The sequence below is a fragment of the Corynebacterium atrinae genome, from assembly GCF_030408455.1.
GTDB classification, from domain to species: Bacteria; Actinomycetota; Actinomycetes; order Mycobacteriales; family Mycobacteriaceae; genus Corynebacterium; species Corynebacterium atrinae.
The window spans coordinates 1,530,843-1,557,692 of the sequence record NZ_CP046977.1; the positions used below are offsets into that span (position 1 = coordinate 1,530,843).

24 protein-coding genes are annotated in these 26,850 nt (G+C 59.8%); 13 read left to right on the forward strand and 11 right to left on the reverse strand.

Annotation, left to right across the window (positions count from 1 at the left end; all coding sequences use genetic code 11):
• Positions 1 to 12: 12 nt before the first annotated feature.
• On the reverse strand, positions 13 to 870 hold the full coding sequence (locus tag CATRI_RS07530) for an inositol monophosphatase family protein (RefSeq protein WP_290216231.1): 858 nt from the start codon (positions 868 to 870) through the stop codon (positions 13 to 15).
• 36 nt (positions 871 to 906) lie between these two features.
• On the opposite strand from CATRI_RS07530, the gene ppgK reads away from it, so the two are divergent.
• Together ppgK and CATRI_RS07540 are read left to right on the forward strand one after the other, a co-directional pair.
• Entirely contained in the window at positions 907 to 1,659 is a 753-nt protein-coding gene (gene ppgK / locus CATRI_RS07535; protein ID WP_290216233.1) for a polyphosphate--glucose phosphotransferase, read from the forward strand.
• A 236-nt stretch (positions 1,660 to 1,895) separates the two neighbouring features.
• Positions 1,896 to 3,293, forward strand: a complete 1,398-nt coding sequence (locus CATRI_RS07540) for an RNA polymerase sigma factor (protein WP_290216235.1) — start codon at positions 1,896 to 1,898, stop codon at positions 3,291 to 3,293.
• Positions 3,294 to 3,356: 63 nt separating this feature from the next.
• Here the strand turns inward: CATRI_RS07540 and CATRI_RS07545 are convergent, their stop codons facing one another.
• The 4 genes from CATRI_RS07545 to CATRI_RS07560 form a co-directional block, all read right to left on the reverse strand.
• On the reverse strand, positions 3,357 to 4,613 hold the full coding sequence (locus CATRI_RS07545; protein WP_290216237.1) for a DUF418 domain-containing protein: 1,257 nt from the start codon (positions 4,611 to 4,613) through the stop codon (positions 3,357 to 3,359).
• A gap of 37 nt (positions 4,614 to 4,650) precedes the next feature.
• Entirely contained in the window at positions 4,651 to 5,187 is a 537-nt protein-coding gene (locus tag CATRI_RS07550) for a hypothetical protein (RefSeq protein ID WP_290216239.1), read from the reverse strand.
• 147 nt (positions 5,188 to 5,334) lie between these two features.
• Complete coding sequence (locus CATRI_RS07555) at positions 5,335 to 7,044, reverse strand: DEAD/DEAH box helicase (RefSeq protein WP_290216241.1); 1,710 nt, start codon at positions 7,042 to 7,044, stop codon at positions 5,335 to 5,337.
• Positions 7,041 to 7,292, reverse strand: a complete 252-nt coding sequence (locus CATRI_RS07560; RefSeq protein WP_290221040.1) for a DUF3039 domain-containing protein — start codon at positions 7,290 to 7,292, stop codon at positions 7,041 to 7,043. Before CATRI_RS07560 ends, CATRI_RS07555 begins: the two co-directional genes overlap by 4 nt.
• Before the next feature lie 44 nt (positions 7,293 to 7,336).
• On the opposite strand from CATRI_RS07560, the gene CATRI_RS07565 reads away from it, so the two are divergent.
• The 6 genes from CATRI_RS07565 (at position 7,337) to galE (ending at position 12,737) form a co-directional block, all read left to right on the forward strand.
• Positions 7,337 to 7,807, forward strand: coding sequence for a DUF3099 domain-containing protein (locus CATRI_RS07565; RefSeq protein ID WP_290216243.1), 471 nt, complete (start codon positions 7,337 to 7,339; stop codon positions 7,805 to 7,807).
• A complete protein-coding gene (locus CATRI_RS07570) occupies positions 7,804 to 9,330 on the forward strand; it encodes a DUF7782 domain-containing protein (RefSeq protein ID WP_290216244.1) in 1,527 nt (508 codons plus the stop codon). Before CATRI_RS07565 ends, CATRI_RS07570 begins: the two co-directional genes overlap by 4 nt.
• On the forward strand, positions 9,327 to 9,749 hold the full coding sequence (dtd, locus tag CATRI_RS07575; RefSeq protein WP_290216246.1) for a D-aminoacyl-tRNA deacylase: 423 nt from the start codon (positions 9,327 to 9,329) through the stop codon (positions 9,747 to 9,749). Before CATRI_RS07570 ends, dtd begins: the two co-directional genes overlap by 4 nt.
• A gap of 87 nt (positions 9,750 to 9,836) precedes the next feature.
• Positions 9,837 to 10,829 (forward strand): sigma-70 family RNA polymerase sigma factor, encoded by a 993-nt coding sequence (locus CATRI_RS07580; protein WP_290216249.1) that lies wholly within the window; start codon positions 9,837 to 9,839, stop codon positions 10,827 to 10,829.
• A 204-nt stretch (positions 10,830 to 11,033) separates the two neighbouring features.
• Complete coding sequence (locus tag CATRI_RS07585; RefSeq protein WP_290216251.1) at positions 11,034 to 11,714, forward strand: metal-dependent transcriptional regulator; 681 nt, start codon at positions 11,034 to 11,036, stop codon at positions 11,712 to 11,714.
• 39 nt (positions 11,715 to 11,753) lie between these two features.
• Positions 11,754 to 12,737 (forward strand): UDP-glucose 4-epimerase GalE, encoded by a 984-nt coding sequence (gene galE, locus CATRI_RS07590; RefSeq protein ID WP_290216254.1) that lies wholly within the window; start codon positions 11,754 to 11,756, stop codon positions 12,735 to 12,737.
• Positions 12,738 to 12,758: 21 nt separating this feature from the next.
• Here galE and CATRI_RS07595 read toward each other — a convergent pair whose 3' ends face one another.
• The gene (locus CATRI_RS07595) at positions 12,759 to 13,913 is read right to left on the reverse strand and encodes a DUF4192 domain-containing protein (protein ID WP_290216256.1); all 1,155 of its coding nucleotides are present in this window, start codon (positions 13,911 to 13,913) and stop codon (positions 12,759 to 12,761) included.
• 357 nt (positions 13,914 to 14,270) lie between these two features.
• Between CATRI_RS07595 and CATRI_RS07600 the strand changes: the two genes are divergently transcribed.
• From CATRI_RS07600 to CATRI_RS07610, 3 genes are all read left to right on the forward strand, one after another.
• The gene (locus CATRI_RS07600; protein ID WP_290216258.1) at positions 14,271 to 15,266 is read left to right on the forward strand and encodes a PAC2 family protein; all 996 of its coding nucleotides are present in this window, start codon (positions 14,271 to 14,273) and stop codon (positions 15,264 to 15,266) included.
• A gap of 50 nt (positions 15,267 to 15,316) precedes the next feature.
• Complete coding sequence (locus CATRI_RS07605; protein ID WP_435384153.1) at positions 15,317 to 17,866, forward strand: DEAD/DEAH box helicase; 2,550 nt, start codon at positions 15,317 to 15,319, stop codon at positions 17,864 to 17,866.
• A gap of 145 nt (positions 17,867 to 18,011) precedes the next feature.
• Positions 18,012 to 18,542 carry a PepSY domain-containing protein gene (locus CATRI_RS07610; protein ID WP_290216260.1) on the forward strand — a complete coding sequence of 177 codons (531 nt, stop codon included), beginning with the start codon at positions 18,012 to 18,014 and terminating at the stop codon, positions 18,540 to 18,542.
• A 60-nt stretch (positions 18,543 to 18,602) separates the two neighbouring features.
• Here the strand turns inward: CATRI_RS07610 and ahpD are convergent, their stop codons facing one another.
• Both ahpD and CATRI_RS07620 read right to left on the reverse strand, forming a co-directional pair.
• On the reverse strand, positions 18,603 to 19,127 hold the full coding sequence (gene ahpD, locus CATRI_RS07615; protein WP_290216261.1) for an alkylhydroperoxidase, AhpD family: 525 nt from the start codon (positions 19,125 to 19,127) through the stop codon (positions 18,603 to 18,605).
• Positions 19,128 to 19,130: 3 nt separating this feature from the next.
• A complete protein-coding gene (locus CATRI_RS07620; protein ID WP_290216263.1) occupies positions 19,131 to 19,727 on the reverse strand; it encodes a peroxiredoxin in 597 nt (198 codons plus the stop codon).
• Positions 19,728 to 19,907: 180 nt separating this feature from the next.
• On the opposite strand from CATRI_RS07620, the gene CATRI_RS07625 reads away from it, so the two are divergent.
• Entirely contained in the window at positions 19,908 to 20,849 is a 942-nt protein-coding gene (locus CATRI_RS07625; protein ID WP_290216265.1) for a hydrogen peroxide-inducible genes activator, read from the forward strand.
• Here CATRI_RS07625 and CATRI_RS07630 read toward each other — a convergent pair.
• Positions 20,840 to 21,724, reverse strand: coding sequence for a hypothetical protein (locus CATRI_RS07630; protein ID WP_290216267.1), 885 nt, complete (start codon positions 21,722 to 21,724; stop codon positions 20,840 to 20,842). The two genes, CATRI_RS07625 and CATRI_RS07630, sit on opposite strands and share 10 nt — an antisense overlap.
• 73 nt (positions 21,725 to 21,797) lie before the next feature.
• On the opposite strand from CATRI_RS07630, the gene hrpA reads away from it, so the two are divergent.
• Positions 21,798 to 25,703 carry an ATP-dependent RNA helicase HrpA gene (gene hrpA / locus CATRI_RS07635; protein ID WP_290216269.1) on the forward strand — a complete coding sequence of 1,302 codons (3,906 nt, stop codon included), beginning with the start codon at positions 21,798 to 21,800 and terminating at the stop codon, positions 25,701 to 25,703.
• A gap of 13 nt (positions 25,704 to 25,716) precedes the next feature.
• Here the strand turns inward: hrpA and nrdR are convergent, their stop codons facing one another.
• Complete coding sequence (nrdR, locus tag CATRI_RS07640) at positions 25,717 to 26,190, reverse strand: transcriptional regulator NrdR (protein WP_290216272.1); 474 nt, start codon at positions 26,188 to 26,190, stop codon at positions 25,717 to 25,719.
• Positions 26,191 to 26,294: 104 nt separating this feature from the next.
• Positions 26,295 to 26,681 (reverse strand): hypothetical protein, encoded by a 387-nt coding sequence (locus CATRI_RS07645; protein WP_290216274.1) that lies wholly within the window; start codon positions 26,679 to 26,681, stop codon positions 26,295 to 26,297.
• Positions 26,682 to 26,850 lie beyond the last annotated feature (169 nt).

Consider the following 26,850-nt stretch of genomic DNA (forward strand, 5'->3'; position numbering starts at 1 on the left):
TTTTCTTCCCTGTCATCCCTGCAGGTTAAGTGGCCTAAATGCGCCAACTTCTTCCAACATGTGTGTCAGAGATTTCGCCAAATGTGGAGCCGAAACATAAGTTATTTCTCCTACCAACCCAGGTGTAGAGAGTTTCGGGGCCATAACGAAGGCTCCCGCCTCCCGGGCGATGATCGTTCCTGCAGCATAATCCCAGCTGTTGATGCCGTGCTCATAGTAGGCATCGACGCTTCCCTCGGCGACTCGACATAAATCCAGGGCGGCGGCACCCATCCGACGGATGTCTCGCACCTGCGGCAGGATGTGTGTGAGTAACTGAGCTTGGGCACGTCGCCGCTCTGCCGAGTAGGCGAAACCTGTGGCCACCAGGGCCTGTGCGGGGTCGGTAAGGGTGTTGGCGCGGAGGGTGCGCACACTGCCTGCGCGTTCCAGCGTGGCTCCGTGGCCGGCAGCGGCGGAGTACACCGCGGACGTCGCCACGTTGACTACCGCACCCGCGACGACGTCTCCGTCAACTGCCGCTCCGAGGGAGACTGCGTACTCACTGATGCCGTAGAGAAAATTGACTGTTCCGTCGATGGGATCGACGATCCAGGACACTCCGCTTATCGACGCCCGATCGTGCCCCTCCTCCCCAATCATCCCGTCCGCAGGCCGCCGCCGCTGCAGTTCGTCGGCGATGACGTCCTCCGCCAAGGTATCGACGATGGTCACGGGGTCAACTGCCGAGGACTTAGTCGTTGAGAAATCACGAATGTCTGCGGTGGCGACGAGCTCTGCGCGCTTAGCGCGGATGCGTTCTGCGGCCAGGGTGGCAACCTCGACGGCTGTGGTGCGCAATGCGGATAGCTCTTTTGGGGTTAAAGTCACCTCCCCATTGTGCCCATAATTTGTATGCTGGGCGGCATGAGCAACATCGGGTTTGGCATCGACATCGGCGGCTCCGGCATCAAGGGTGCCCGCGTTAACCTCGACGACGGGGAGTTCGTCGGCGACCGGATTAAAATTCCCACTCCTAAGCCGGCGACACCCGACGCGGTCGCAGAGACTGTCGCCGAGATCATTCGGTTGGCTGAATGGGATGGCCCGGTGGGAATCACCATTCCCTCGGTGATCAAGGGTCAGGTGGCCACCACCGCCGCCAATATTGACCCGACTTGGATCAACACCGATGTCAAGGAGCTTTTCGGCCGGTATCTCTCCGAGCGGGAGATCAGCGTTCTCAACGATGCGGACGCCGCCGGCCTCGCCGAGGTCAAGTTCGGCGCCCCGGAGGCTCGCGAGGGCGCGGTCGTGTTCCTCACCTTTGGCACCGGTATCGGTTCCGCCTTCATCACTGATGGCCATCTGTTCCCCAACACTGAGGTCGGGCATCTCATCATTGACGGCGGCGAGGCCGAGCACCTGGCGTCATCGCACGCGAAGGATCGGGAGGAACTGAGCTACAAGAAGTGGGCCAAACGAGTCTCTGTGGTCCTCAACGAATATGAGCGCCTGTTCAACCCCACCGTCTTCGTCGTCGGTGGCGGCATTTCGCGGCTGCACGACAAGTGGATTCCGCGCCTTACCGTCGAGACACCGGTCATCCCCGCCACCCTGCGCAACCGCGCTGGTATTGTCGGCGCGGCGATGGCCGTTCACGATCACCTCACCCCCTAGACAAATCCTGCTGAATCAGCTAGCCGGTGCAACAGCCGGGGAATAATTGATCTACAATAGGCGGTTGATCGTGACGGCAGTGGGCCGTCACCGCTTTCTACTCACCCCGCAGAATTTCCAAATCCCCTGCGTAGTGTCCCAATGGAAAGCACGGTCCCACTGTTGAACAGTGTGATTTTGGTGCGGCTTCGCATCTCGATCCACACGAACGAATTAGGTAAGGCGAAAGGGCGTACGTGGCAGCCAAGGAATCTTCTTCAGACAAGGCACTCACGGACGGCGGGGAGGTTTCCAATCAGGAGACGACCGAGTCCGCCCCGGTGAAGAAGGCCGCCCGCAAGGTGGCCAAGAAGGCAGCGCGCAAAGCAACCAAGAAGACTGCGCGCAAGGCCGCAAAGAAAACGACTAAGAAGTCGGCCAAGAAGACTGCGGCTAAAGCAACGACCAAGGCTGAAGTAGTCGACGGCGTTGACGGGGAAGATTCTCCTACCCCGGAAGTCGAGGACGAGGCCGACGTCAACGTCGACTTCGATCCGGAGCTGGCTGAGGACGACGACACGGAAGTCACTCTCGACGAAGACGAGTTGGGCGACGAAGCCGAGACCGAGGAAGTAGCTGAGGACGAAGGCGCTTCTGTCTGGGACGAAGACGAGTCCGCTACGTTGCGCCAGGCCCGGAAGGACGCTGAGCTCACGGCGTCGGCTGACTCGGTGCGCGCTTACCTCAAGCAGATTGGCAAGGTCGCTCTCCTCAACGCCGAGCAAGAGGTCTCCCTGGCCAAGCGCATCGAGGCTGGCCTGTACGCCACTCATCGCATGGAGCAGATGGAAGCTGCTTTCGCCGGTGGGGACAAGGACGCCAAGCTGACCCCCGCCGTCAAGCGTGATTTGCGCGCCATCGCCCGCGACGGCCGCAAGGCCAAGAACCACCTGTTGGAGGCTAACCTCCGCCTCGTGGTCTCGCTAGCAAAGCGCTACACCGGCCGCGGCATGGCCTTTCTCGACCTTATCCAGGAGGGCAACCTGGGCCTGATCCGCGCGGTGGAGAAGTTCGACTACACCAAGGGATATAAGTTCTCTACTTACGCCACCTGGTGGATCCGCCAGGCCATCACCCGTGCGATGGCGGACCAAGCCCGCACGATTCGTATCCCGGTGCACATGGTCGAAGTCATCAACAAGCTTGGCCGTATCCAGCGTGAGCTGCTCCAGGATCTGGGCCGCGAACCCACCCCGGGCGAGTTGGCGAAGGAAATGGACATCACCGAGGAGAAGGTTCTCGAGATCCAGCAGTACGCTCGTGAGCCCATTTCCCTCGACCAGACCATCGGCGACGAAGGTGACTCCCAGCTCGGTGACTTCATCGAGGACTCTGAGGCAGTCGTCGCCGTCGATGCCGTCTCCTTCACTCTCCTGCAAGATCAGCTGCAGGATGTGCTGCAGACTCTCTCGGAGCGTGAAGCTGGTGTGGTCCGTCTGCGCTTTGGCCTGACCGACGGCATGCCACGCACCCTCGATGAGATCGGTCAGGTGTACGGGGTCACCCGGGAGCGTATCCGCCAGATCGAGTCCAAGACGATGTCGAAGCTGCGCCACCCGTCGCGTTCACAGGTGCTCCGCGACTACCTGGACTAGGCTATCTCTGCATAACGAAGCCGCCCTGGTTAGTGAACCAGGGCGGCTTCGTTGTGTTTGGAGCTAGGACGTGACTTGTGCCGGATAGTGCTGCGGCAGCCCGCTCTTGCCGTAGGCCAGTCGGCGGTGGAGGCGCTCGAAGGGGCCCTGCCAGCCGGCCAGTTCAAAGAGGTAGGCGACAATCACGGTGATGAACCAGATGAGGAACGCAATGCCCATCTGCTTCACAATGCCCACGTCGATCCCCCACCCAAGCATGAAGGGCTGGGTGAAGATGACAAAGAGGATGCTTTGGAAGAGGTAGCCACTCATGGAGCGCTTTCCCAGGGCAGTCACCGCAACGACCGGCGGCGGCAGCTTATACTGCTCGCCCTGGGCACGGGCGGCGTCGAGACGCTTTTGTAGTCCATGGGTGGCGAGCGTGATCGCAGCCAAGATGCCCGGGCCGGTGAGTAGCCCGAAACCAGAGTTCAACGTCATGAGGAAGGGCTCGAGGTTTTCCGGCAGAACGCCGATGGCGGCAAGACCCCAGGGCAGCCCGATGATCATGATGACCACGACGGTGACCAACATCCAGGCCCGCAAGGTGGAGAGGTGTTCTTCGACATTGGTTAGCACCCCGCGGCGGGCCCAGACAAATCCAATGAGGATGAGCGGGATGATCATGATCATGACCATTGGCAGCATCAGAGCCTGACCGAGGGCACCAACAAGATTAATGCGGACGAACGCCCCGATGCTGTCGCTGCGGACCAGGAAGGAGTAATCGAAGGCCATCGCATTCGGATACAGCAACATCGCGACCGAGGAACCGATGGTGAAGATGAGATAGACACCCATCATGCACCAAGCGATAACCATGAGGGTCCGGTCCTTGAGCCCAATCATCGCGGCGACGATCATGGCGCACACACCGTAGGCAAACATGACGTCGCCGTAGAAAATCAAGAGCATATGCACGATGCCGAACAGAGAGAGCCACCCGTAGCGACGCCACAGCACCCGCTTGGCCTTGTCCAAAGGGAATTGCCGACGCCACAGGCTCATGGCGATGAGCCCGACGCCGAAGCCCAACAGAGTGGCAAACATCGGCATGCCACGGACGTGGACGAACATAGCGGCAAATACCACGGCAGCCTTATCCACCACAGTTCCGGGGCCGAAGATTCCGCCGAAGTAGTCGGCATAGTTGGCTGAATTGGTCAGGGCCCAGGCCGTGCCGATATTGGCCATAGCAATGCCCAGAAGCGCAATTCCGCGGGCCATGTCGGGCGCAATATAGCGGATTTGTACTTCGCGGTTGGGCGCGGGTGTGCTCATCAGTACACGAGTTCCTTCAGTGTTGAGATACCGGGTACTACTGAACCAAACTATTCGCAGCGTCTTCGATGCAGGCCTGCTGAGCAGCTGGGTCTTGAATGCTCATGCAATCCGCCATCCCCGTCTCATTCATGACGTAGGTCGCGATCAGCCAGAATGCGATGGTCGCCAAGATGGCGAGGATGGACAGAATGATCGAAGTAACTGACATGCCCATGCGTCGACCCGGGCCCTGGATTCCACGGCCCTTGACCACCGCGATGATGCCCAAAATGAGGCCAATGAGGCCCGGCACGAACGAGAGGCCCGAACCGATGATGGAAACTCCCGCGAGGATGGCAAAAATTCCTACGCCCAGTGCCCACGGGGCGACAGCGTTCTTCCGCTCGTCGGCGGTGGCCCATCCAGAGTTGCCAGAGGTTCCGGCGTATCCTGCGGCACCCGAATTGTAGGAGCCGTAGGGGGTGCTGGAGGTTGCAGCGAAGTCAGTCGGCTCCGACGACGGCGCCTGGTAGTTGCCGACGTCCGGGGTGGCATCCTTCTCAGGCTGCTGGGAATCGTATGGGTTGGTCATGTCCGTGCACCTTTCTTAAGGCATCAAGAATCGAGCAGGCTGTTTTCACTTTCTCACGTGACAACCTTAGGTTAGCCAACTTAAGTACGCTACTTTGGCTTTGCCAATAATAATCAGCAGTTGTAAACATACTTTGCTGTGAACCGCCTACCACTTACGCAAGTAGGCAATGCGGTCTCTCAACTGCTCAGCCGAGCACAGCGCGGTCGGCGGACCACCGCAGGCCGACCTCACTTCGGTGTGAACGGCACCATGGGGGCGGCCCGTGCGGGTGGCGGTGATTGATACCAGCGCGTTGAGTTCTTTCCTTAACTGGGGAATCTCTTCGCTCGCCACGCGGGACGCAGCTGCCTGATTACCAGGGGAAAGTCGTGCCTCATCATTAGCCTTGGCCGCGGCTTCGCGGGCGTCGAGTTGCTCTTCTTGTCTTTTTCGCAGCAGGGCTTTCATCTGCTCAGCGTCGAGGAGACCAGGCAAACCTAGGTAGTCTGCTTCCTCATCCGAGCCGGACAACGTGGCCGTGCCGTAGGTGGAGCCGTCATAGATGAGGGAATCGAGCTCGGCATCTGCACCAAGAGACTCGTAGCTCTTTTCCTCATCTTTTTCATTCTGCTCCCGGTTGGCCTCTACCAGGGCTTCGTCATCCCAGCCCTCATTCGGGCGATCGGGCTTGCCCAGGACGTGGTCGCGGGATGTCTCCAACTTGGCGGCGAGGTCCAACAGCACTGGGACACTGGGCAGGAACACCGAGGCGGTCTCCCCCGGCATGCGCGATCGCACGAACCGGCCGATGGCCTGGGCAAAAAACAGGGGTGTGGAGGCGGACGTGGCGTAGATACCCACGGCCAGGCGAGGCACATCGACCCCCTCGGAAACCATGCGCACCGCCACCATCCACTCGTCAGTGGAGGCGTTGAATTCTTCGATGCGCTTGGACGATCCCGGCTCATCCGAGAGGATCACCGCGACGGGCGTGCTGGACATGGTGCGCAGGATGGAGGCGTAGGCGCGCGCCGTTGTCGTGTCAGTAGCGATAACCAGGCCGCCAGCATCCGGCATGTTTCGTCGGAGCTGCTGGAGTCGGGTGTGGGCGGCTCCGAGCACTGCAGGCACCCAGTCACCCTTGGGATCGAGCGCGGTCTTCCATGCCCGGGCAGTTTGTTCGGGACTAAGTGGCTCACCCAGGCGGGCTGCGTACTCTTCCCCTGCGCTCGTGCGCCAGCGAGCTTCGCCCGAGTAGGCCAGGAAGACCACCGGGCGCACGACACCGTCGGCCAAGGCGTCGGCGTAGCCGTAGGTGTGGTCCGCCCGCGACACGAGGTGCCCCTCGCCGTCTTCTTCGTAGCGGACGAAAGGGATCGGCGAATCGTCGGAGCGGAAGGGAGTTCCGGTCAAGGCAAGGCGATGGACGGCGTCGCCATAGGCCTCGCGGATTCCATCACCCCAGCTCTTGGCGTCGCCGCCGTGGTGAATCTCATCGAGGATGACCAACGAGCGCTTGGCCGTGCACACCCCCCGGTGCTTGTAGGGGTGCATGGAGACCTGGGCGTAAGTGACCACCACGCCGTCATAAGCCGGGTTCACCGCCGAGGAGTTGGTGAAGTATGGGTCGAGCGACAAACCGACACGGGCAGCCGCCTCCGCCCACTGAACCTTGAGGTGTTCAGTGGGAACAACGACGATGACTCGGTCGACGACGCGAGTGGAGGTCAGTTCCGTGGCCACGCGGAGCGCAAAGGTCGTCTTGCCGGCACCGGGGGTGGCGACGGCAAGGAAGTCCTTAGGCTTATGGAGCAGAAATTTGGTCAGTGCCGCCCGCTGCCAGGCGCGCAGCTGCCCCTTGTTCCCCCCACTCACTTCTTGCGCAGGCCCTGGTAGATCCGTTCGCAGTCGGGGCAGACGGGGGAACCGGGCTTGGCAGACTTGGTCACCGGGAAGGTCTCGCCGCACAGGGCGACGACCATTTTCCCGCTCACAGCGGAATCGACGATCTGGTTCTTCTTGACATAGTGGAAGAACTTCGGGGTTCCGTCGTCGAGCTGCGTGTCTTCGGTGACGTCGGGGCGTTCGATGGTCTTCGTACTAGTTCTCACGCCCACCATCATGCCCCACGGGGTTATCTTTGGCACACAGGGCTACCCTGATCAGTATGAATCAGCACACCTTCGACGACGAGCCCGATGATGGGCAGCCACAACGTCGTCCGCGGAGATTTGGGCGGCGTAACGCCCAGCTGATTACTGATGCCCGGCGTTCTCCCGAGCAAGATCGCCGCCATCGCGAGCGGGCGTATTCCTGGCTGCAGCTCTCCCGACTCCCCTTTCTGTTGCTCAGTGCGGCCTCGTACCTGTGGTGGGAAAACTGGTGGATCTCGGGTGTGTTGTTTCTCATTTCAGTACCGCTACCGTGGATAGCGGTGGTCATTGCCAATGGGCATGGGGAGCCGAGGGATAAGCGCACCGCTCAGGTGTATAAGCCGGCCGCTGCGCGCGAGTACTACGCGCAGTTGGAGGCGCGGCGTCGAGAAGCAGTGGAAGCCCCCTCTCCCCCGGCACTGCCGCCGGCGACCGCTCCTGACGTTATTGACCACGATGAATCTTCGGAAGGCCACCACCCGTGACCCGTTCTCCCCTTACACAGCTTGCTCCCGAGCTCGTCCGGGTATTCCAGGACGTCGGTTTCACCGCCGATGGCATAGCGGCATACCTGGGCCCCGACGTCCACGCTGCCCTGTATCGCCGCGAGCCCGCCGTCGTGCGTCGGGCCACGGCGGATGGCTCCCGCTTCGCAGGCCTCATCCGCGCTTTCATCCTCCGCGATCCCCTCCCGGCCACCGCCTTCGCGGATCTGGTGGGCGCGAGCCTGGCAGCTTCGCTTATCGACGCCCGCCTGGCAGACGTCGACCCTCACGGTACAGTTCGAGTCATCTTGGATGTCCAGCCCCACACCATCGTCGGCATCAACCGGTGGGTCTTTTCCGATGGCGACGCCTCCTTTACAGGCATTGTCCCCGGCCCGGACCATGTTGTCGGCGTCGGCGGGGCTAGCTTGTCGCTTTTACAAGCCACACCCGCCACCCTCACCGGATCGGTCCTGGATCTGGGCACGGGCTCGGGTGTGCAAGCACTTGGGCAGATCGGTTACGCCGAGGCAATTACCGCCACCGATATCCATCCCCGCGCTCTTGACCTCGCCGAGGCAACGTTCGCCGCGGCCGGAGCCAGCGACATCGAACTACTGGAGGGGCCCTGGTTCGAGCCGGTGGCGGGCCGCAGATTCGACCGGATCGTGGCCAACCCGCCCTTCGTGGTCGGACTCCCGAACGTGGGTCACGTCTACCGGGACTCTGGGCTAAACCTCGACTCCGCCAGTGAACTCGTCGTATCTCAAGCAGCCGAGTATCTAGCCGAGGGAGGGACGGCACACCTTTTGGCGGCGTGGGTGCATACCCCAGAATCCACGTGGGAGGAACGGGTCGCCTCGTGGATACCGGACGTCGGAGTGTCGGCGTGGTTCCTCCAAAGAGACGTCGCCGATCCCGCACTGCATGTAGGGACGTGGCTGCGTGATGAGACAGTCGATCCCTTGTCACCGGAGGGTGAGGCTCGCACCAACGCGTGGCTCGATCACTTCGAGTCCCACAACGTCACCGGCATCGGATTTGGCTTCGTGGCCCTGCGCAACATCGGCGATGCCCCTTCCGAGGTCGTCGCCGAATCAATGACTCAGGCGTTCAGCGATCCCCTCGGCCCGGAAGTCGAAGAGTACTTTCTGCGCGCTCAGTGGTTGCGGAACCGCGGAGTCGAGGACATCATGTCTGCTCGCTTCTTTGCCCGGCCCGGCCTTGTCAAGGAGAGCATTTCCAGGGCAGACACTGAAGCAGAGGTCGGTTTCGTGGAGGCTGCTTTGCGGCTGACCAGGACGGACGGCCCGCGGTGGAGTCACGACGTCGATAAGCATGTTGCTGCCCTGGTGGCCGGGCTGCACCCGCAGGGTCTCAGCTTAGGCGAGACGATCGGACTGTATGCGATGGCGCAGGGTTATGAGGAGGAAGAGCTCATGCAGCTGGCCCTGCCGGCGTTTGTGGACCTCATTCGGCGCGGCATGATCGTGCCAGTCGACCTGGCGGGAGACGAAGAATGAAGGCGGTGCTCACTCGAGTGAGCTCAGCATCTGTCGCAGTAGACGGCGACATCGTCGGCGCGATTGGCCCGGGATTGCTGGCACTGGTCGGTGTCGGGCGCGACGATGCCGCTGATGCCTGGGAAACCATGGTGCGCAAAATCGCTGAACTGCGGATCCTCGAGGGAGAACTCAGCGTTGAGGATGCTGGGGCGTCAGTATTGTTGGTGAGTCAGTTCACCCTGCATGGTCAAACGAAAAAGGGACGGCGGCCCAGCTGGTCGGATGCCGCACCGGGGGAAATCGCTGAACCCGTCGTGGCGCGGATCGCCGCAGGCTTGAAAGCCCGCGGAATCCACGTGGAGGAAGGAAAATTCGGTGCCATCATGCAGGTCACCTCGGTCAATGAAGGACCCTTTACCGTCCTCGTTGAATGCTGAACAACCCTGCTGAGAGTTTCCGGGAACAAATGACAGGGGTAGTGCGTTGTCATATTAAGACTGGCGAAACCACAGGAGGCTGTACTCATGACAAACCCTTCCCCGCAGGAATTGGATGTTGAGGAGTCCCGCGACCGCGGCAGCCGTCGTGGGCAAACTAATGACAACCCTTCGGCGGACCTCGTCCGCGTCTACCTCAACGGAATCGGCAAAACCGCTCTGTTGACCGCTGAAGATGAAGTGGAACTCGCCCAGCGCATCGAGGTCGGACTTTATGCCGACTACTTGTTAACTGCTCCGGACAAGCAGCTCACTCGCGCCATGAAACGCGACCTGAAGGTCTTGGTCAAGGAGGGCAATAAGGCTCGTTCCCACCTGCTGGAAGCTAACCTTCGGCTCGTCGTCTCCCTGGCAAAGCGCTACACCGGCCGTGGCATGCCCCTGCTGGATCTCATTCAGGAGGGAAACTTAGGGCTCATTCGCGCCATGGAAAAGTTCGACTACGCCAAGGGCTTTAAGTTCTCTACGTACGCAACGTGGTGGATCCGCCAGGCAATTACCCGTGGCATGGCCGATCAATCGCGCACCATTCGCCTCCCCGTTCATCTCGTGGAACAGGTAAATAAGCTTTCTCGTATCAAGCGTGAGTTGTACCAGTCGCTCGGGCGTGAAGCAACGAACGAGGAGCTCGCAGAGGAATCTGGAATCGACGAGTCCAAGATCGAAATGCTGCTGCGCCAGTCTCGCGATCCGGTGAGCCTGGACATGCCGGTGGGCGCGGACGAAGAAGCCCCCTTGGGTGACTTCATCGAGGACGCGGAAGCCACCGACGCGGAGACCGCCGTGGTGGCTTCCATGCGCCACTCTGATATTCGCGCCGTGTTGGATACGCTCGAGGAGCGTGAGCAGGACGTTATCCGCCTGCGCTACGGCCTCGACGATGGTGTACCCCGCACCCTCGACCAGATTGGTCGCCGCTTTGGGCTATCCCGTGAGCGAGTCCGCCAAATCGAGCGCGAGGTCATGAGCAAGCTCCGCGACGGGCACCGCGCAGAGCGCCTACGCGAATACGCCATGTAAACACCATTTCTCGACGAGCCCGCCAGTGCCTTAATTCTGCTTAAGGAACTGGCGGGCTTTTCTCCCGCCTACCTGCGGCTCCCGAGATCGGTCGGTGTGATCTCAACGACGGGCCCCGGCAATTAAGCTAAGGTAATACACATTGACTCCCGCCGGAACCTCCTGCGATGAGTCCCTCAGTTCACTCTAGAAAGGGTCTCCCTCGTGAAGGACTTGGTCGATACCACCGAGATGTACCTGCGAACTATTTACGAACTCGAAGAAGAGGGCATTACACCTCTGCGCGCCCGCATTGCCGAACGCCTCGAGCAGTCTGGTCCGACGGTTAGCCAAACGGTTGCACGCATGGAGCGTGATGATTTGGTCGTCGTCCGACCTGACCGCAGCCTCGAGATGACCGAGAAGGGTCGCGAACTGGCTACCGCCGTCATGCGCAAACACCGGCTCGCCGAGCTCCTGCTTACTGACATCCTCGGCATGGAAATCTCCCAAGTCCATGAGGAAGCCTGCCGCTGGGAGCACGTGATGAGCAAGGCCGTCGAAGAACGCCTGGTCACTGTGCTCGATGACGCCTCACGATCTCCCTTCGGCAACCCGATTCCGGGCCTCGAAGAGCTCGGGGCGGGCAATATCAGCTCCACCGACAGCGGCGTCCGGGCTGTCGATCTACCCGAAGGCGAAGCTTTAGAGGTGCGGATCGTGCAGCTCAACGAAATCCTGCAGGTCGACGTTGAGCAGTTTGCCGCACTGCGCGATGCCGGTATCCAGGTCGGCGATACCGCCACGGTGGTCAACGACAACGGCACCGTCCTCATTACTGCCGGGTCAGACGAAGTCAAGGTATCGCCCGAACTGGCCCACGCCATTCGCGTGGAACGCGTGTAACTACTGCCTGAGCAGCATCGAGAAAGGTCTCCCACACCCATGAAGCTCCTCGTCACCGGCGGTGCCGGCTACGTCGGAAGTGTCTGCGCCACCGTGCTGTTGGAAGCCGGTCACGATGTCACGATTATCGACAACTTCTCTACCGGAAACCGCGACGCCGTGCCCCACGGTGCCCGCCTGGTGGAAGGAGATGTTCGCGAAGTAGCCGACAAAGTTCTTGCCGAGGGTGGCTTTGACGGAATTGTTCACTTCGCTGCCCGCTCCCTCGTGGGCGAATCGATGGACAAACCGGAAGAGTATTGGCAGCACAATGTAGTGACCACTCTCCGTCTGCTTGATGCTATGCGGGCGCATGGCGTGAACAACTTGGTATTCTCTTCCACCGCTGCCACTTATGGCGAGCCGGAGCAGGTCCCCATCACCGAAGACATGCCGACCGCGCCGACTAACCCCTACGGCGCAACGAAACTTTCCATCGACTACGCCATTACCTCCTATGCTCATGCCCATGGACTAGGCGCGACCAGCCTGCGTTACTTCAACGTGGCTGGCGCCTACGGCCTCATCGGGGAAAACCGCGAAGTTGAAACCCACCTCATTCCCCTGGTCCTACAGGTGGCTTTGGGGCACCGAGATAAGATTTTCATCTTCGGCGATGATTGGGAGACCAACGACGGCACCTGTGTCCGTGACTACATCCACGTCCGCGACCTCGCCGACGCCCACGTCCTCGCACTGCAGACCAACTCTCCTGGCACCCACCGCATTTTTAACCTTGGTTCCGGAGATGGGTATTCGGTAGCCGAAGTGATTGAGGAATGCCGTCGAGTGACCGGTCATGCCATTCCAGCCGAAGTGGCCCCGCGCCGAGCTGGCGACCCAGCCGTCCTCATCGCCTCATCGGAGAAGATCAAGTCTGAGCTGGGCTGGGCCCCCTCCCGCACCGACCTGCCAACTATCGTTGAAGATGCTTGGGCGTTTACCAGCCAACTTGGCGATCGGGCATACTCTGCTCGGCGCTAACGGGACGTTGACCAGCCAGGCCTAGGCCGCGGCGTCGGAATGCTCGGGATCAGCGATCCCGTACGTAATCCGCACGCTGCGGCTTCCACGTCTGACGCGATCAATGACGTTGTCGAACAAGCCCAGATGGCAGTTGATGTGCAGCATCTCGCTCAGCGTGTGCCCCGGAAATTCCTCCACTGCCCTAGAAAGCGCCGGCAAGGCCCGCATGGAGAGTCCCTGCCTAAGATAGGCCACTGAATAGCCACACAGGGCATTGGCTCGGATGCTGCCGCCGAAGGTGCGGGCGAGTGCCAACATAAGGCGGGCCGCCGGTCTTGGGCGAACAACGAGATCCTCCAGGATGATGTCTCGCAGCAAATTCGCCGAGAGGAAAACTGCTGCACTGAGGAGGATTTCTTGCTGATCCATGAGCTCCTCGACGCTCAGGTCCTGCTCCTCAATTTCAGTGAGAAGGTAGCCCACATCCTCGACGATCCCGTCAACGGTGTCCCACGGGCCTGGGTGGAAAGCCTTCCTGTAGGGCGATGTTTCCGTGATCTGGGTAACCAACTCGATGGCGTAGCTGCGGGCGAAATCGGAAAGTTGTTCGGCTTCGCAGTCGGTTACGCGGTGGTTGTCCCGAGCAACGTGCCGAAAGGCGTCCAGTCGACTAATCTCCGGAAGCTCCCCGTGCTCCGCTAGTTTGCCGAGCGACACAGCTTGGGTCACGGGAGGAATCACTCCGCTGTGACAGGCCGGAGACGGTGGCCCGGCACCGAAAGGCGGACCGAAGAGACAGTGGTATGGCTCGCCAGAAAGGACTCTCTCGGCCCACCAGATGCCCTCCAGGTGAACTCCATTGCTAGCGGCAAGCAGACTGATGTCCCTTCCGGACAGCATGACTTCTTCCCTATCACGCTCGGTGACGAGGAAACTCAACACGGAAGAAAACTCGACTTCGTAGTCCTTCAACGAGGCCAGAACCCGAGGTACCAGGGGTATATCTTCCAGGTTTATTCGAAGGATGGGACCGAGCTTAAAGCTACCGGGGCTTTTGGTCTTCTCGAGGGCAGCAAATATCAGCGAGTCCTCTGGATAGAAACCTAGAAAACCTGGGAGGTTAGCAATGAGTTGGCCGGGGCCGTCCAGTCGGGCATTAGAGGTGCGAAATGAATTGGTCATGTTGTCGATCATGCAAGCCAGCGGGGCGGGGAGGAAGAGGACTGCTATCGGCTGAATAGATCTGTGGATGAAAATTCCAGTTATCCACAGGAGGCAGGGGCGGTGGTGGCACGTTGGAACCAAGTACGGCACGATGGACCGAATACACTGTTGCCACCGGACGGTTGCCATTCCGCCAAGATGTCAGGGTGAACACAGTGGAGAGTTCGCGGGATTAACTTCCCCGCACGCTGTGTTGAAGAGGATATCTGCCGTTCAAGAGCTGTCCTCTGCGACTGCAGAACGGGTGACCGACGTAGGCCACCAGGTCCAGCGGGGGCGAGAAGCTCTAGCAGCGGTTTTTGCTTCAAATGAAGGAGGATGAAGGGTATGCAGGACAACGAGCGTGGTATGTACGAATTGGAATACCCGACTCCGGAAATGGGCGCGGACGCCAAAAGCGGCCCCACCCTCATTGTCGCGCTGCAGGGATATGCTGACGCTGGTCATGCGGTCGAGGCGAGCGCTGACCATCTCTTGGCGGCGCTGGATTCTCGCCCTGTAGCGTCATTCAACAATGATGAACTCATTGACTACCGTTCCCGCCGTCCAGCGGTAACGATGGACCACCATCGCATCACCGACATGGAAGACATTTCTCTCGGGATGCGCGTGGTCAAGGACACTGCGGGCACTCCGTTTCTGCTGCTTTCCGGACCCGAGCCCGATCTGCGCTGGGCAGCATTCACCGAAGCCGTCGCGGATCTCGTCGAGAAGTTTGGGGTCGAACAAACCATCTGCTTGTACTCAGCACCGATGGCAGTCCCCCACACCCGGCCCCTCGTAGTTTCCGGCCACGGTAACTCCCTAGGGCTCGTCGGCGGGATGTTTACCTATGATTCCAAGCTGGTCATGCCAGGTTCAGCATCGATGATGATCGAGCGTGCGCTGCACAAGCGAGGGCGCAACGTGGGTGGTTACACCGCTCATGTTCCCCACTACTTGGCGGCTTCTCCTTACCCCGAGGCGACCCGTGAGCTTCTTTCTTCGGTGGCCCAGGCCGCCGACTTGGAGTTCCCGCTGGGCAGCCTCACCCATGACATGGAGCGGGTGGCCGCTCAGTTGGGTGAACAGATCGAGGACTCCGCGGAGATTCAGCACGTGGTGCGCCAACTGGAGCACCAGTTTGACGAGGAGTTGGAGAACTACCGCTCGAAGAACCCTCAGGCCATGCTGCCTAGTGAGCGTGAAATGCCGACCGGCGACGAGATCGGTGAAGAGTTTGAGCGGTTCCTAGCCACCCTCGACGATGTGGATCGCAACTCAGAAGATCCCGCAGGTCCTGAGGGGCCCGAAGAAGGCACTGACCTCAGCGATGATGAGTAATCGGGAATAGTCGGGCCTCCGTGTCGGGGCAACCCGCTAGGTTTGATGGTGTGAACCTCGCCCAGATGCTCCCCGACCTCTCCGACGTCCCTGCGCCCCTGCTGGATGAATCAATTTTTGATTCGTTCCTGTCGTGGGTTCAGGGTCGCGGCATTTCCCTTTATCCGGCGCAAGAAGAGGCTGCTTTGGGGATCCTGGCCGGGGATAACGTCATCTTGGCTACCCCCACCGGCTCGGGTAAATCGATGGTGGCTAATGCCGCCCACTTTATTGCCATGGCTCGCGGGCAGCGGTCGTTCTATACCGCGCCGATCAAGGCGCTGGTCAGCGAGAAGTTCTTTGCACTGTGTGAGATCTTCGGGCCGGAGAATGTCGGAATGATGACGGGCGATGCGACCGTCAATGGCCGCGCGCCGATTATCGCGGCCACGGCGGAGATTGTCGCCAACATCGCCCTGCGCGATGGCGCCGCTGCGGACATCGATCAGGTGGTGATGGACGAGTTCCACTACTATTCCGATCCCGAACGAGGATGGGCGTGGCAGGTTCCGCTCCTGGAACTCCCCAAAGCACAGTTCCTCCTCATGTCGGCCACGCTCGGCGACACGAGCTTCCTCCAACAAGACCTCAGCGAAAGAACTGGCCGCACCACCACCTTGGTGGCAGGTTCCGAAAGGCCGGTTCCGCTGGAGTTTTCTTACGTCTACACGCCGGTGCATGAGACGATCGAGGAGTTACTCAAAGACGGCAAGGCCCCCATTTACGTTGTTCATTTCTCCCAGCGGGAGGCAACGGAACGTGCCCAGGCACTGACTTCGCTGAAGATTATTGATGATGCCACGAAGGACAAGATCGTTGCCGAGATTGGTGATTTCAAATTCACCACCACGTATGGCAAAACACTGTCCAAGCTGCTGCGCCGTGGCATTGGGGTTCACCACGCGGGCATGCTGCCCAAATACCGGCGCTTGGTGGAGCGTCTCTCCCAAACCGGTCTGCTCAAGGTTATCTGCGGCACCGACACCCTGGGCGTGGGCATCAACGTGCCCATCCGCACGGTGTTGTTCACCGGCCTGGCCAAGTATGACGGGGTTAAGCAACGGATTCTCAAGTCCCGCGAATTCCACCAAATCGCCGGGCGGGCGGGGCGGGCTGGCTTCGATACCATCGGCACAGTAGTCATCGAAGCCCCCGAGCACGAAATTGAGAACTGGCGCCTGCGGCAGCGCGCGGGCACGGATCCCAAGAAGTTGAAGAAGCTGCGTAAGAAGTCCGCTCGGGAGGGCGAGGTGACGTGGTCGGAGAAGACGTACGAACGTTTGACCAGCGCGGAGCCGGAGCCGATGACTTCGCAGTTCAAGGTCAGCAACTCCATGCTTATCAATGTCATTGCCCGCCCTGGTGATGGCTATGAGCATCTCAAGCATCTGCTCCGTGGTAACCACGACACTCGCGCTAAGCAGAACCGCGATATCCTCACCGCCCTAGAGCTGTTCCAAGGTCTGCTCGATGCAGACGTCGTGGTCAAGGCCAAGGATGGGATAGACGAGGAAGGCCGCCCCTACCACCTGACATTGGATCTACCACGGGATTTCGCGCTCAACCAGCCGTTGTCTCCCTTTGCTCTCGCCGCCTTGACGTTGTTGGACCCCGAGTCTGACACCTACTTGCTCGACGTTATCTCAACCTATGAAGCGATCCTGGATGATCCCCGGCAGGTCCTCATCGCCCAGCAGAAGGCTGAGCGTGGGGAGGAGATCGCCGCGCTCAAGGCTGAGGGGGTCGACTACACGGAGCGGATGGCGATTATTGAGGACGTCACGTGGCCCAAACCGCTCGCCGAAGAGCTCGAGGAGGCGTTCACCACCTTCAGCGAGGGTAACCCTTGGGCGCGGGAATTTGAGCTATCTCCGAAGTCTGTCATCCGCGAAATGATCGAGCGCGCGATGACTTTTTCGGACCTCATTGCGACCTACGGCCTGGCTCGTTCCGAGGGCGTCGTCCTGCGCTACCTCACTGATGCCTGGCGCACGTTGAAGAACTCCATTCCCCAAGATCATTCAACGGAACAGCTCGATGACGTCGTCGAATGGCTCGGCGAGCTCATTAAGCAGGTCGACTCCTCGCTCGTCGATGAGTGGGCGCACATGGCAGATGAGGACACGCCGATTTCCAAGGAAGCCCTCGAACGCGAGCTTGCCTTCGGTGTCGAAGATCCCTCGGCGTTGACCTCCAACCGTCGTGCCTTCACCATCATGGTCCGTAACCTCATGTGGCGGTTCGTCGAGCTGTTCGCCTACGAGAAGGAAGCGGATCTGGCTCGGCTCACCGAGTATCTCGACCGGGAGGATAAGCCGGACTTCGGCACCGCCCTGGATGACTATTTCGACGAGTACGCCGATATGGATACCGGTTTAGATGCCCGTTCTTCACAGTATTTCCAACTCACTGCGGATCAGGGTCGGTTGTGGACCGCCCGCCAGATCATTAAGGATCCAGAGGGCGATAACTCTTTCCAATTCGTCGCCACCATCGATCTCGATGCCTCGGACGAGGCAGGCGAAGTCCGTCTGCGTTCGCTGGAGTTGGTGCAGGTGTAACCCCTCACCCACTGCGTGGGTGTTGCTTATCGACGACCGCCTGGTTCCCTCCCCGCACATTCTTCGATGAAGGAACTTTAATGTGTTTTGCGGACTAGCCAAGTAGCCTTTTCAGTACAGCAATGTCCGCGCATCAAACTCAGGAGTGAGTATTTTGACAATTCGTGCCATTAAGCTCGCCGCCGTAGCTACCTCTGTGAGCCTTGCCCTGGTCGCCTGCTCAAACTCCACTGACACGGCCACCGTCACCTCGGAAGCACCGACACAGCCCGCTTCCACCGCCCCTGCCGTGGCTGGTGAGGATCCGGTTATCGCCGCGATCGATGCCGTCCTCACCGCCCATTCCGGCGGCATCATCGTCAGCATCGACCGTGACAACCGCGGCGGGCACTACGACATTGACGTCGTAGTGGGTGATGAAATTTTCGACCTCACGGTCGACTCCGCGGGCAATGTGACCGAAGATGACCGCGAGAGCGATCGCGATGATGTGATCAAGGCTCAAAACGCCACGCTCACCGCCGAAGATGCCATCCGCCAGGCACTGATTCAGCACCCAGACGGCGTACTGGATGATGCCGACTTGGACGAAGAAAATGGCCGTCTGCAATGGGAGGTCAACCTCGACGATCAATCCGGCAACGACCTGGCAGAGCTCAAGATCGCCGCTAACTAGCTCCAGAAACGCCATGAAGGGCCCGTGACCAAACGGTCACGGGCCCTTGCTCGTGGGCTCTTAGCGAGCAGCCTCGATCTGGACTGCCTGGGCAACTGCCTGCAGAACGGCGGCGACCTTAACGGACTCCCATACCTGTTCCTTGGTCAGTCCCTCTTCGCGCACGGTGTTGGAATGTGCGACAGCACAGAACTCACAGCCGTTGATGGTAGAGACAGCCAGTGACCACAGCTCGAAGTCAGCCTTGTCCACGCCGGGCTTGGAGATGATGTTCATGCGAAGGCCGAACTTGACCTGAGCGAAATCGTCTCCGAGCCAGTGCTTGGCGCGGTAGCCAACATTGTTCATTGCCATGACGGTGGCGGCGCCAAGGGCGGACTCGAAAGCTTCCTCAGAGAGGTGCTCCTTGGCCTCTTCGGCGATCTCAGCGAAGACCGTGTCATTGCGGGTGGCAGCGGCACAGGCCAGCATGGTTCCCCAAAGCTGCTGCTCGTTGAGCTCGGTCGAACGAGTCAAGGCTCCGAGGTTGAGTTTCTGGTCCTTGGCGTACTCCGGCAGAGCCGCCTTCAGGTTATCGATCGACATAGATTACTTCAGGCCTTCCTGCACGACGGCGAGCTTGTCGATGTTCTTGGTCGGGTCGTTTGCCTGCCAGTTGCAAGCGCAGACCTCTTCCGACTGCAGGGCGTCGAGGACACGGAGCACCTCGTCGACGTTGCGGCCGACTGCGTCCGGGGTGACGGAGACGAACTGGATGATGCCGTCGGGGTCGATGATGAAGGTCGCGCGATCGGCCACGCCAGCGGCGTTCTCGACGCCGAGGGCACGGATGAGGTCGTGCTTAATGTCAGCGAACATCGGGAATGGAACGTCCTTGAGCTCCGGGTGGGTGGCACGCCAATTGAAGTGAGCAAACTCATTGTCGGTGGAGCCGCCGAGGACCTGGGTGTCGCGGTCCTGGAACTCTTCGTCGAGCTTGCCGAAGGCGGCAATCTCGGTCGGGCAGACAAAAGTGAAGTCCTTCGGGTAGAAGAAGACAATCTTCCACTTACCTTCGTACTTGTCCAAGGAGACGGTCTCGAAGTAATCCTCGGGCTGCGAAGCGTTGACTCCGTGCAGGTCACCACCCTTCAATGCGGTGAGTTCGAACTCGGGGAACTTTTCGCCAACGGTCAGGATTGCCATGAGTGTCTCCTTCTAGAAACGTCGAAATCTTGGGGGCAACCGGCCAATGTGACCGGTGCAACTCTCCGCCATCAGGGCCGCCCCGGAAAGGGCAAGCCGGTGATGGCCGCCATCCATTATGCGCCTCCTCTCGACGTACGTCAATAAACAAATCTTGCAAGTGTGTATATAGTGATAGGCATGCACAATAAGGAGTACCGTCCTACCCTGTCTCAGCTGCGCACCTTTGTCACCATCGCGGAGAACAAACACTTTGGCTCCGCCGCAGCCAAGCTCGGAATCTCCCAGCCCTCGTTGTCCCAGGCTCTGGTCGCATTAGAGCAGGGGCTCAACATGCAGTTGATCGAGCGCTCTACTCGTCGGGTGATCGTCACCTCCGCAGGCGAAGCTCTCCTCCCTTATGCCAAGGCCACCCTCGACGCGGCAGATGCCTTCCTTGTCCAGTCACGAGGCAACGGTGGGACTCTGAGCGGGCCGCTAACCATTGGAATCATCCCCACAATTGCGCCATATATCTTGCCAGCACTGCTGAGGTCTCTCACGGAGGCATACCCAGAGCTTGAGCCGCGCATTATCGAAGACCAAACGCACCACTTGCTGGAAATGCTGCGTGATGGACACATTGATCTCGGCCTCATGGCGCTTCCCTCGGGTGCGCCGAGCGTCGTCGAAAAGCGACTTTATGAGGAGGACTTCGTCCTCGTTGTCACCGAAGACCATCCCCTGGCGGGCCGGACCGATCTCATCTTGAAATCTCTAGACGGCCTCAACCTACTGCTGTTGGATGACGGGCACTGCCTCCACGACCAAATCATTGATCTATGCCGGGCCGCGGATTTGAATCCTTCTGAAGTAACCAATTCGGATACCCGAGCGTCCTCCCTGACCACCGTCACTCAACTCGTGGCCAGTGGGCTCGGCGCAACGTTGGCCCCCTTGTCAGCGGTGGAGACCGAATGCTCTCGCCCCGGTCTCGCCACCGCCCGGTTCCGCGAAGACATTACGGCCCAGCGCGAGGTCGGCCTGGTGTACCGCAGCTCCAGCTCTCGATCTAAGGAGTTCGAAGCCCTCGGCGAGTTGGCTACGGCCGCCTACACCGAGGCCGTGGCCGCTTACCGCTGATCGGGAACCGGCAGCGCTCCCCCGGACATTTGGCGGTAAAGCATCGCCGAGATGAGCAACCAGGCGGGCATGAGAATGATCATGGCAAATCCAAAGGTAATCAGCGCCGCCAACACCATTACCAGGATGGCCAGGAAGTGGAAGAGCAACAGCTTGGGATAGTTGGCCAGGCTGTTTTTCACTCCGGCCCTAAATGCCCCGGTTACTGTTTCTCGGCGATCCACCACGTAATAAAGGATGTAGGACGTCAACGGCGAGATCAGGACTGCCACGAGGATCAGCAGTGCCAGCGCGCCCAGCAGTCGCCCGAGCATGGCCATGGCCTCAGTGTCATCCCCCCACGTCGTGGGATCGGTGGTAAACACCGGCCAGATGACGGGCAGGACAATCACGGCCATGATGACTCCGTTGATGACTTGCACAAGGATCATCGTGACCAAAGAGGGAAGGAAATTGACGTTGCTGAAGAAGTCAGCCAGCTTCACCTTTGGCTGGTCGACCTGCTTTAGGGAGCCGTGGACGACAAAGATGCCCACTATCGCCATTGCCACCGACAGAAGCAGTTGAATCCCCTGGTAGCCGGTGCTGAGTTGGTAGGAGGTGTCCGAGGAATCCGCGCGGAAGGCGAAGTCAACGGAAAAGCTCACTACCGCTGATGCCAACAAGACCAAGAACGAACCAAGAACCCAGATGAGTGGCGTCCGGAACATGGCTTTGAAACCCCAACCGATCGCATCCAAAACGTTGACCTTGCCCGTACCCGTCGGTTGGTCGGGCGAAGGCTGGGACGATTCCTGCCAGTTCCCGTATCCGTAATTGGGCTGGTCTTCGGGATGCGGAGTGGAGGGGTAGGGGTCGTTTCCAGGCGTATCCATGGCAACAGAATCCTTTCGTCGATTCGCGTCCAAGGTTACCGCCTTTCTCACGAGGTAACATCCAAGAACAGCTATGACTACTGAACCTTTCTCTCTTACCCGCGCGGACCTCCTGGCACGCCTTCCGGAAGTTTCACTTGCCGACGAGCGCGCCTTCCGTCGTCGCCTGCACAAGGCGAAGGCGCCGAAGGCGCTGGCGGCGATCAACCGTGACATTGACGCGGCCGTCGATAAGCGGGCTTTGATTGACGCCGCAGTACCGGAAATCGACTATCCGGAGTCTCTTCCCGTTTCCGCCCGGCGGGATGACATCGCTGAGGCTATCGAAGCCAATCAAGTCGTCATCATCGCAGGTGAAACCGGCTCCGGAAAGACAACGCAGATCCCTAAGATCTGCCTCGAACTCGGACGCGGACGCCGTGGCCTCATTGGCCACACTCAGCCGCGTCGTCTCGCCGCCCGCACGGTGGCGGAGCGCATCGCCGAGGAATTGGGGCAAGAGATCGGTGAGACCGTTGGCTATGCGATTCGTTTCGACGACCGCGTCTCCCCTACGTCCGCCGTAAAACTGATGACTGATGGCATCTTGCTCGCTGAAATGCAGCGCGATAGAAACCTCAATGCCTACGACACGATCATCATTGACGAGGCGCACGAGCGTTCCCTTAATATCGACTTCATCCTGGGTTACCTGCGTCAACTACTACCGAAGCGCCCCGACCTCAAGGTCATCATCACCTCAGCCACGATCGATCCAGAGCGTTTCGCCAACCACTTCTCCGACGCTCAAGGCAATCCCGCGCCAATCATTGAGGTCTCGGGGCGCACCTACCCCGTGGAAATCCGCTACCAGCCCATGGAATTCAAGATGGCTGGAAAGGTCGTCGACCAGGATCCACTCGACGCCGTGTGTGAGGCATGCGAAGAGCTCATGGCAGAAGGTCCCGGCGATATCCTGTGTTTCTTCCCCGGCGAACGTGATATTCGGGACGCCATGGAAGCAATGGCGGGCCGAAAGTGGAAAGGAGTCGAGATCACACCGCTGTTTGGCCGCTTGTCTAACCAAGAACAGCATCGCGTATTCCAACCTCACGCGGGGCGCCGAATCGTGTTGTCCACCAACATTGCCGAGACCTCGTTGACCGTTCCCGGCATCCGCTATGTCGTGGATACCGGTACCGCGCGTATCTCCCGCTATTCCACACGCACCAAAGTTCAGCGCCTCCCGATTGAACCGATCTCGCAGGCCAGCGCCAACCAGCGCTCCGGCCGCTGCGGCCGTGTGGCCGACGGAATTGCCATCCGGCTCTACTCAGAAGAGGACTTTGAATCACGTCCGGAATTCACCGACCCCGAGATTCTGCGCACGAACCTGGCCAGCGTCATCCTGCAAATGGCACTCATGCGGCTGGGCGACATCACGGAGTTCCCCTTCGTCCAACCGCCCGAAAACCGTGCCATCCGGGATGGGCTTTTGCTCCTCCACGAGCTCGGTGCGCTCAATGAGGAAGAACGCGACGGCCAACCAACTCTCACCCCCGTCGGACGTGATATTGCCCGCCTCCCCGTCGACCCCCGCATGGCCCGCATGCTCGTCGAAGCGAATCGATTGGGAGTGCTTGACGACGTCTTGGTCATCGTCGCCGCCATGACCATCCAGGATGTGCGCGAACGACCACTGGAATTCCAGGCACAGGCCGACCAGGCTCATGCCCGCTTCAAGTCACCCACCAGCGACTTCCTCTCCTTCCTCAAGTTGTGGGACTACATCGGTCAATCCCGAGACGACCTCACCGGCAATGCCTTCCGTAAGCGGATGAAGAAGGAATATCTTCACTACATGCGTATCCGTGAGTGGTACGACCTCGTGCGCCAGCTACGGGAGGTTTCCCGCCAGCTGGGGTGGACTACCCGCCACGAATCTGCAGATGAACGCGACCCGGACGCCATCCACCAGTCCCTACTCGCTGGCTTGCTCTCTCACATCGGCGCTCGCGACGACAATACCCGCGAATTCAAGGGCGCCCGAGGCACCCGCTTCATGGTGTTCCCTGGCTCTTCACTTGCCAAAAAGCCACCAGAGTTCCTCATGGCGGCCGAACTGGTGGAAACCTCTCGCCTATGGGCCAGAGACGTTGCCAAAATCGAGCCCTCCTGGGTGGAGAAGCTAGCAGGCCCGCTGCTCAAACATCAGCATTCTGAGCCAACGTGGTCCCGCAAGCGCGCCTCCGGCATTGCGCACCAAAAGTCCACGTTGTACGGCGTCACCATCGTCGCTGACCGAGTGGTGCCCTATCACGTCGTTGACCCAGAGGCCGCACGTGACATGTTCATCCGGCACGCGCTCATTGAAGGAGATTGGACCACTCATCACACCTTCTTCCACGACAATGTGGGCAAGCTTGAATCGGCGGCAGAAGTTGAGGAGAAGGCGCGCCGGCGCGGCATGGTCGTCGACGAAGACTCGCTGTTCGATTTCTACGATGCCCGACTGCCCAAGACCATCACCACCGGCCGCCACTTCGATTCCTGGTGGAAGAAAGAGCGGCGGATTCACCCCCACCTCCTCGACTTCGATCCCGACACTCTCCTGGCCGAAGATGCCGACACCATTACCGAGGAGGCCTTCCCCGATCGCTGGCGCACAGGGTCGATGACCTTTGATCTGACCTACCGATTCGAGCCCGGACACCCACAAGACGGCGTGAGCATTCTCATTCCAGTTCCCCTCCTCGCAGGTCTAGACACCGATGGTTTTGATTGGCTTGTTCCGGGGCTGCGGGAAGAGCTGATCACGGAACTTCTCCGTACTCTGCCCAAAGAAATGCGCCGCACCGTCGTTCCAGCCCCAGATTTCGCAGCCCGGATTCTTCCCCGACTGATCCCCTATGAGGGTTCCCTCGTCGAGCAGATCACCGAGGTCCTTCACACCATGGGACGGCCGAATATCGACGCCGCTTCCTTTCATCCTGCCGCTATCCCAGACCATCTGAAGATGACATTCGGAGCCGTGGACAAACGTGGAAAAGTCATTGACGCTGACAAAGTCCTCGCGGCCCTCGTTTCTCGCCAGGCAGGTTCCATTACATCTTCAGTCAGCCGACTTAGCCGGAAGGCCGAGTCCCAGGCAGTATCGGAATGGACTCCAGACACCCTTGGAATCATCGATGAAGAGGTGCCAACCGTCGTCGACGGACACCAAGTCATCGCCTATCCCGCATTGGTAGTGACCCCAGCCGGGATCGAGGTTCGAGTACACCCCACCAAGGCGGCAGCCGATAGTTCAATGCTTACGGCCACCCTGACCATGCTGCTTCGCCAGATCGCCGTCCAACCGAGCCCCATGGTCAAGGGTCTGCCCTTGCAACAGCGAGTAGCGGTCGATACCTACCCACACGGCGGCGCCACAGGTCTTGTCGACGATGCCCGAGTAGCCGCAGTTCGCGATCTCATGGTGGAAAACGGCGGACCCGTCAGAGACCCCGCCGAATTCACCGCGTTGGCCGCCAAGATTAAGCCCGAGGTGGCTGGCGTAGTCAGACGCTCTATCGTGGGACTCGCCCCCGCATTGGTTGAATATCACACCGTGGCCGAGGAGCTTTCGCAGTGGGATGGCGAGGCCATCGACGATATGAAGGCGCAGTTAGCTTTCCTCCTGCCAAAAAACGCCGTCACAGTCCATGGCATGCAGCACCTTCGACATCTCCCCCGCTACCTCCAAGGCATGCGCATTCGCCTCGAGGAGATGTCACTCGACCCGGGCAAAGACGCCGATCGACAAGATGAGATTGACCAAGCCAAGTCGTACTTGGACATCAAGTTGGCAAAACTCCCCAAAGGACGTGAGAAATCGCGAGAAGTCAAAGAAATCCGCTGGATGATTGAGGAGCTTAGGATTAGCCTCTTCGCCCAACGCCTCGGTACCGCCCGTCCGATTTCCTTGCGCAGGATCGAAAAGGCAGTGGATAAGCTCCGCTAATTTAAAGAACCGATCAGCGATCCACAGCCGAGTCTTCCTCTCGAGCCCTTCGATGCATGAGCCGGATCTCTGATTCAAAGTCTTCAGCAGACTCGAAAGACTTATACACGGACGCAAAGCGCAGGTACGCCACCTCGTCCAAGGCGCGGAGTGGCTCAAGGATTGCGAGGCCGATGGCGTTGGCGTGCACCTGTGAGCTGCCATGGCTACGCACGGTCTCTTCTACTTCTTGAGCAAGCCGCTTCAGCGCGTCATCCGAAACATCCCGACCCTGACAAGCGCGCCGCACACCAAGCACGACCTTGTCACGACTGAACGGCTCCGTCACGCCATTGCGTTTAACTACCAACAGGACGGCTTTCTCGATGGTGGTGAAGCGTCCCTGGCACTCGGTGCACTCCCGTCGACGACGAATCGCGGCGCCGGCATCAATGATGCGAGAGTCAATGACTCGGGAATGATCGTGGTGGCAAAACGGGCAATACACAGTGAACTTCCTCAGCTAGCACAGGGAGCGAGATGATCGCACCAGTCATTGGCCTGGCACAGAGCTCATGGTACCCGCCGCCGATCACGATGTAGCTGGCTCGACTACTGGCCTGCAGCAGCCGGGGAAGAAGAGTAGCTATATCCCGTATCAATCGCCCCCGGGGTGGAGTCAGTGCCACTCTGCGACAAGGCGGCGGTAACCACGCAGACGCCAAACACCGCACCAAGTAGGTAAGTTCCGAAAGCTTGAAGGCTGCGCCGTCCAAGGCTGACAGTCTTCTTGGTTGGACCCGGATTTGTTCGAACGGATTCCAGCTCTTCACCTCGCCGCTCCGTTCGATCCGAAATGCGTAGAGTTCGAACAACTCGCTGCTCTGCCGCCGCCTCACGATAACCGGAAGGCTCCCACACAGCCACCGCAGAAGGCGAGGAAATGCGGACATGCGGAGCGCGGCGACCTGCAGTAGTGCGATTGAGCGAGATGGTCATGATGATATCCTTTCGTCGATGTGCGTCAGAGTATCGAGCGGACCCGACACTCTCGAACAGATATGACGTTCATATGTTCGATGTAGCTGCTATGTTCGATTTATAGCACCCGTTCGAAAAAATGTCCACCCGCCGCAAAATATCTCGAACATTCGTACCAAGTCGTGGT

Excerpts from the sequence above, each read along its gene's own strand:
- ppgK (WP_290216233.1), top strand. The coding sequence starts at position 907 with ATGAGCAACATCGGGTTTGGCATCGACATCGGCGGCTCCGGCATCAAG.
- CATRI_RS07545 (WP_290216237.1), bottom strand. The coding sequence starts at position 4,613 with ATGAGCACACCCGCGCCCAACCGCGAAGTACAAATCCGCTATATTGCG.
- CATRI_RS07550 (WP_290216239.1), bottom strand. The coding sequence starts at position 5,187 with ATGACCAACCCATACGATTCCCAGCAGCCTGAGAAGGATGCCACCCCG.
- CATRI_RS07560 (WP_290221040.1), bottom strand. The coding sequence starts at position 7,292 with ATGATGGTGGGCGTGAGAACTAGTACGAAGACCATCGAACGCCCCGAC.
- CATRI_RS07565 (WP_290216243.1), top strand. The coding sequence starts at position 7,337 with ATGAATCAGCACACCTTCGACGACGAGCCCGATGATGGGCAGCCACAA.
- dtd (WP_290216246.1), top strand. The coding sequence starts at position 9,327 with ATGAAGGCGGTGCTCACTCGAGTGAGCTCAGCATCTGTCGCAGTAGAC.
- CATRI_RS07580 (WP_290216249.1), top strand. The coding sequence starts at position 9,837 with ATGACAAACCCTTCCCCGCAGGAATTGGATGTTGAGGAGTCCCGCGAC.
- galE (WP_290216254.1), top strand. The coding sequence starts at position 11,754 with ATGAAGCTCCTCGTCACCGGCGGTGCCGGCTACGTCGGAAGTGTCTGC.
- CATRI_RS07595 (WP_290216256.1), bottom strand. The coding sequence starts at position 13,913 with ATGATCGACAACATGACCAATTCATTTCGCACCTCTAATGCCCGACTG.
- CATRI_RS07600 (WP_290216258.1), top strand. The coding sequence starts at position 14,271 with ATGCAGGACAACGAGCGTGGTATGTACGAATTGGAATACCCGACTCCG.
- ahpD (WP_290216261.1), bottom strand. The coding sequence starts at position 19,127 with ATGTCGATCGATAACCTGAAGGCGGCTCTGCCGGAGTACGCCAAGGAC.
- CATRI_RS07620 (WP_290216263.1), bottom strand. The coding sequence starts at position 19,727 with ATGGCAATCCTGACCGTTGGCGAAAAGTTCCCCGAGTTCGAACTCACC.
- CATRI_RS07625 (WP_290216265.1), top strand. The coding sequence starts at position 19,908 with ATGCACAATAAGGAGTACCGTCCTACCCTGTCTCAGCTGCGCACCTTT.
- CATRI_RS07630 (WP_290216267.1), bottom strand. The coding sequence starts at position 21,724 with ATGGATACGCCTGGAAACGACCCCTACCCCTCCACTCCGCATCCCGAA.
- hrpA (WP_290216269.1), top strand. The coding sequence starts at position 21,798 with ATGACTACTGAACCTTTCTCTCTTACCCGCGCGGACCTCCTGGCACGC.
- CATRI_RS07645 (WP_290216274.1), bottom strand. The coding sequence starts at position 26,681 with ATGACCATCTCGCTCAATCGCACTACTGCAGGTCGCCGCGCTCCGCAT.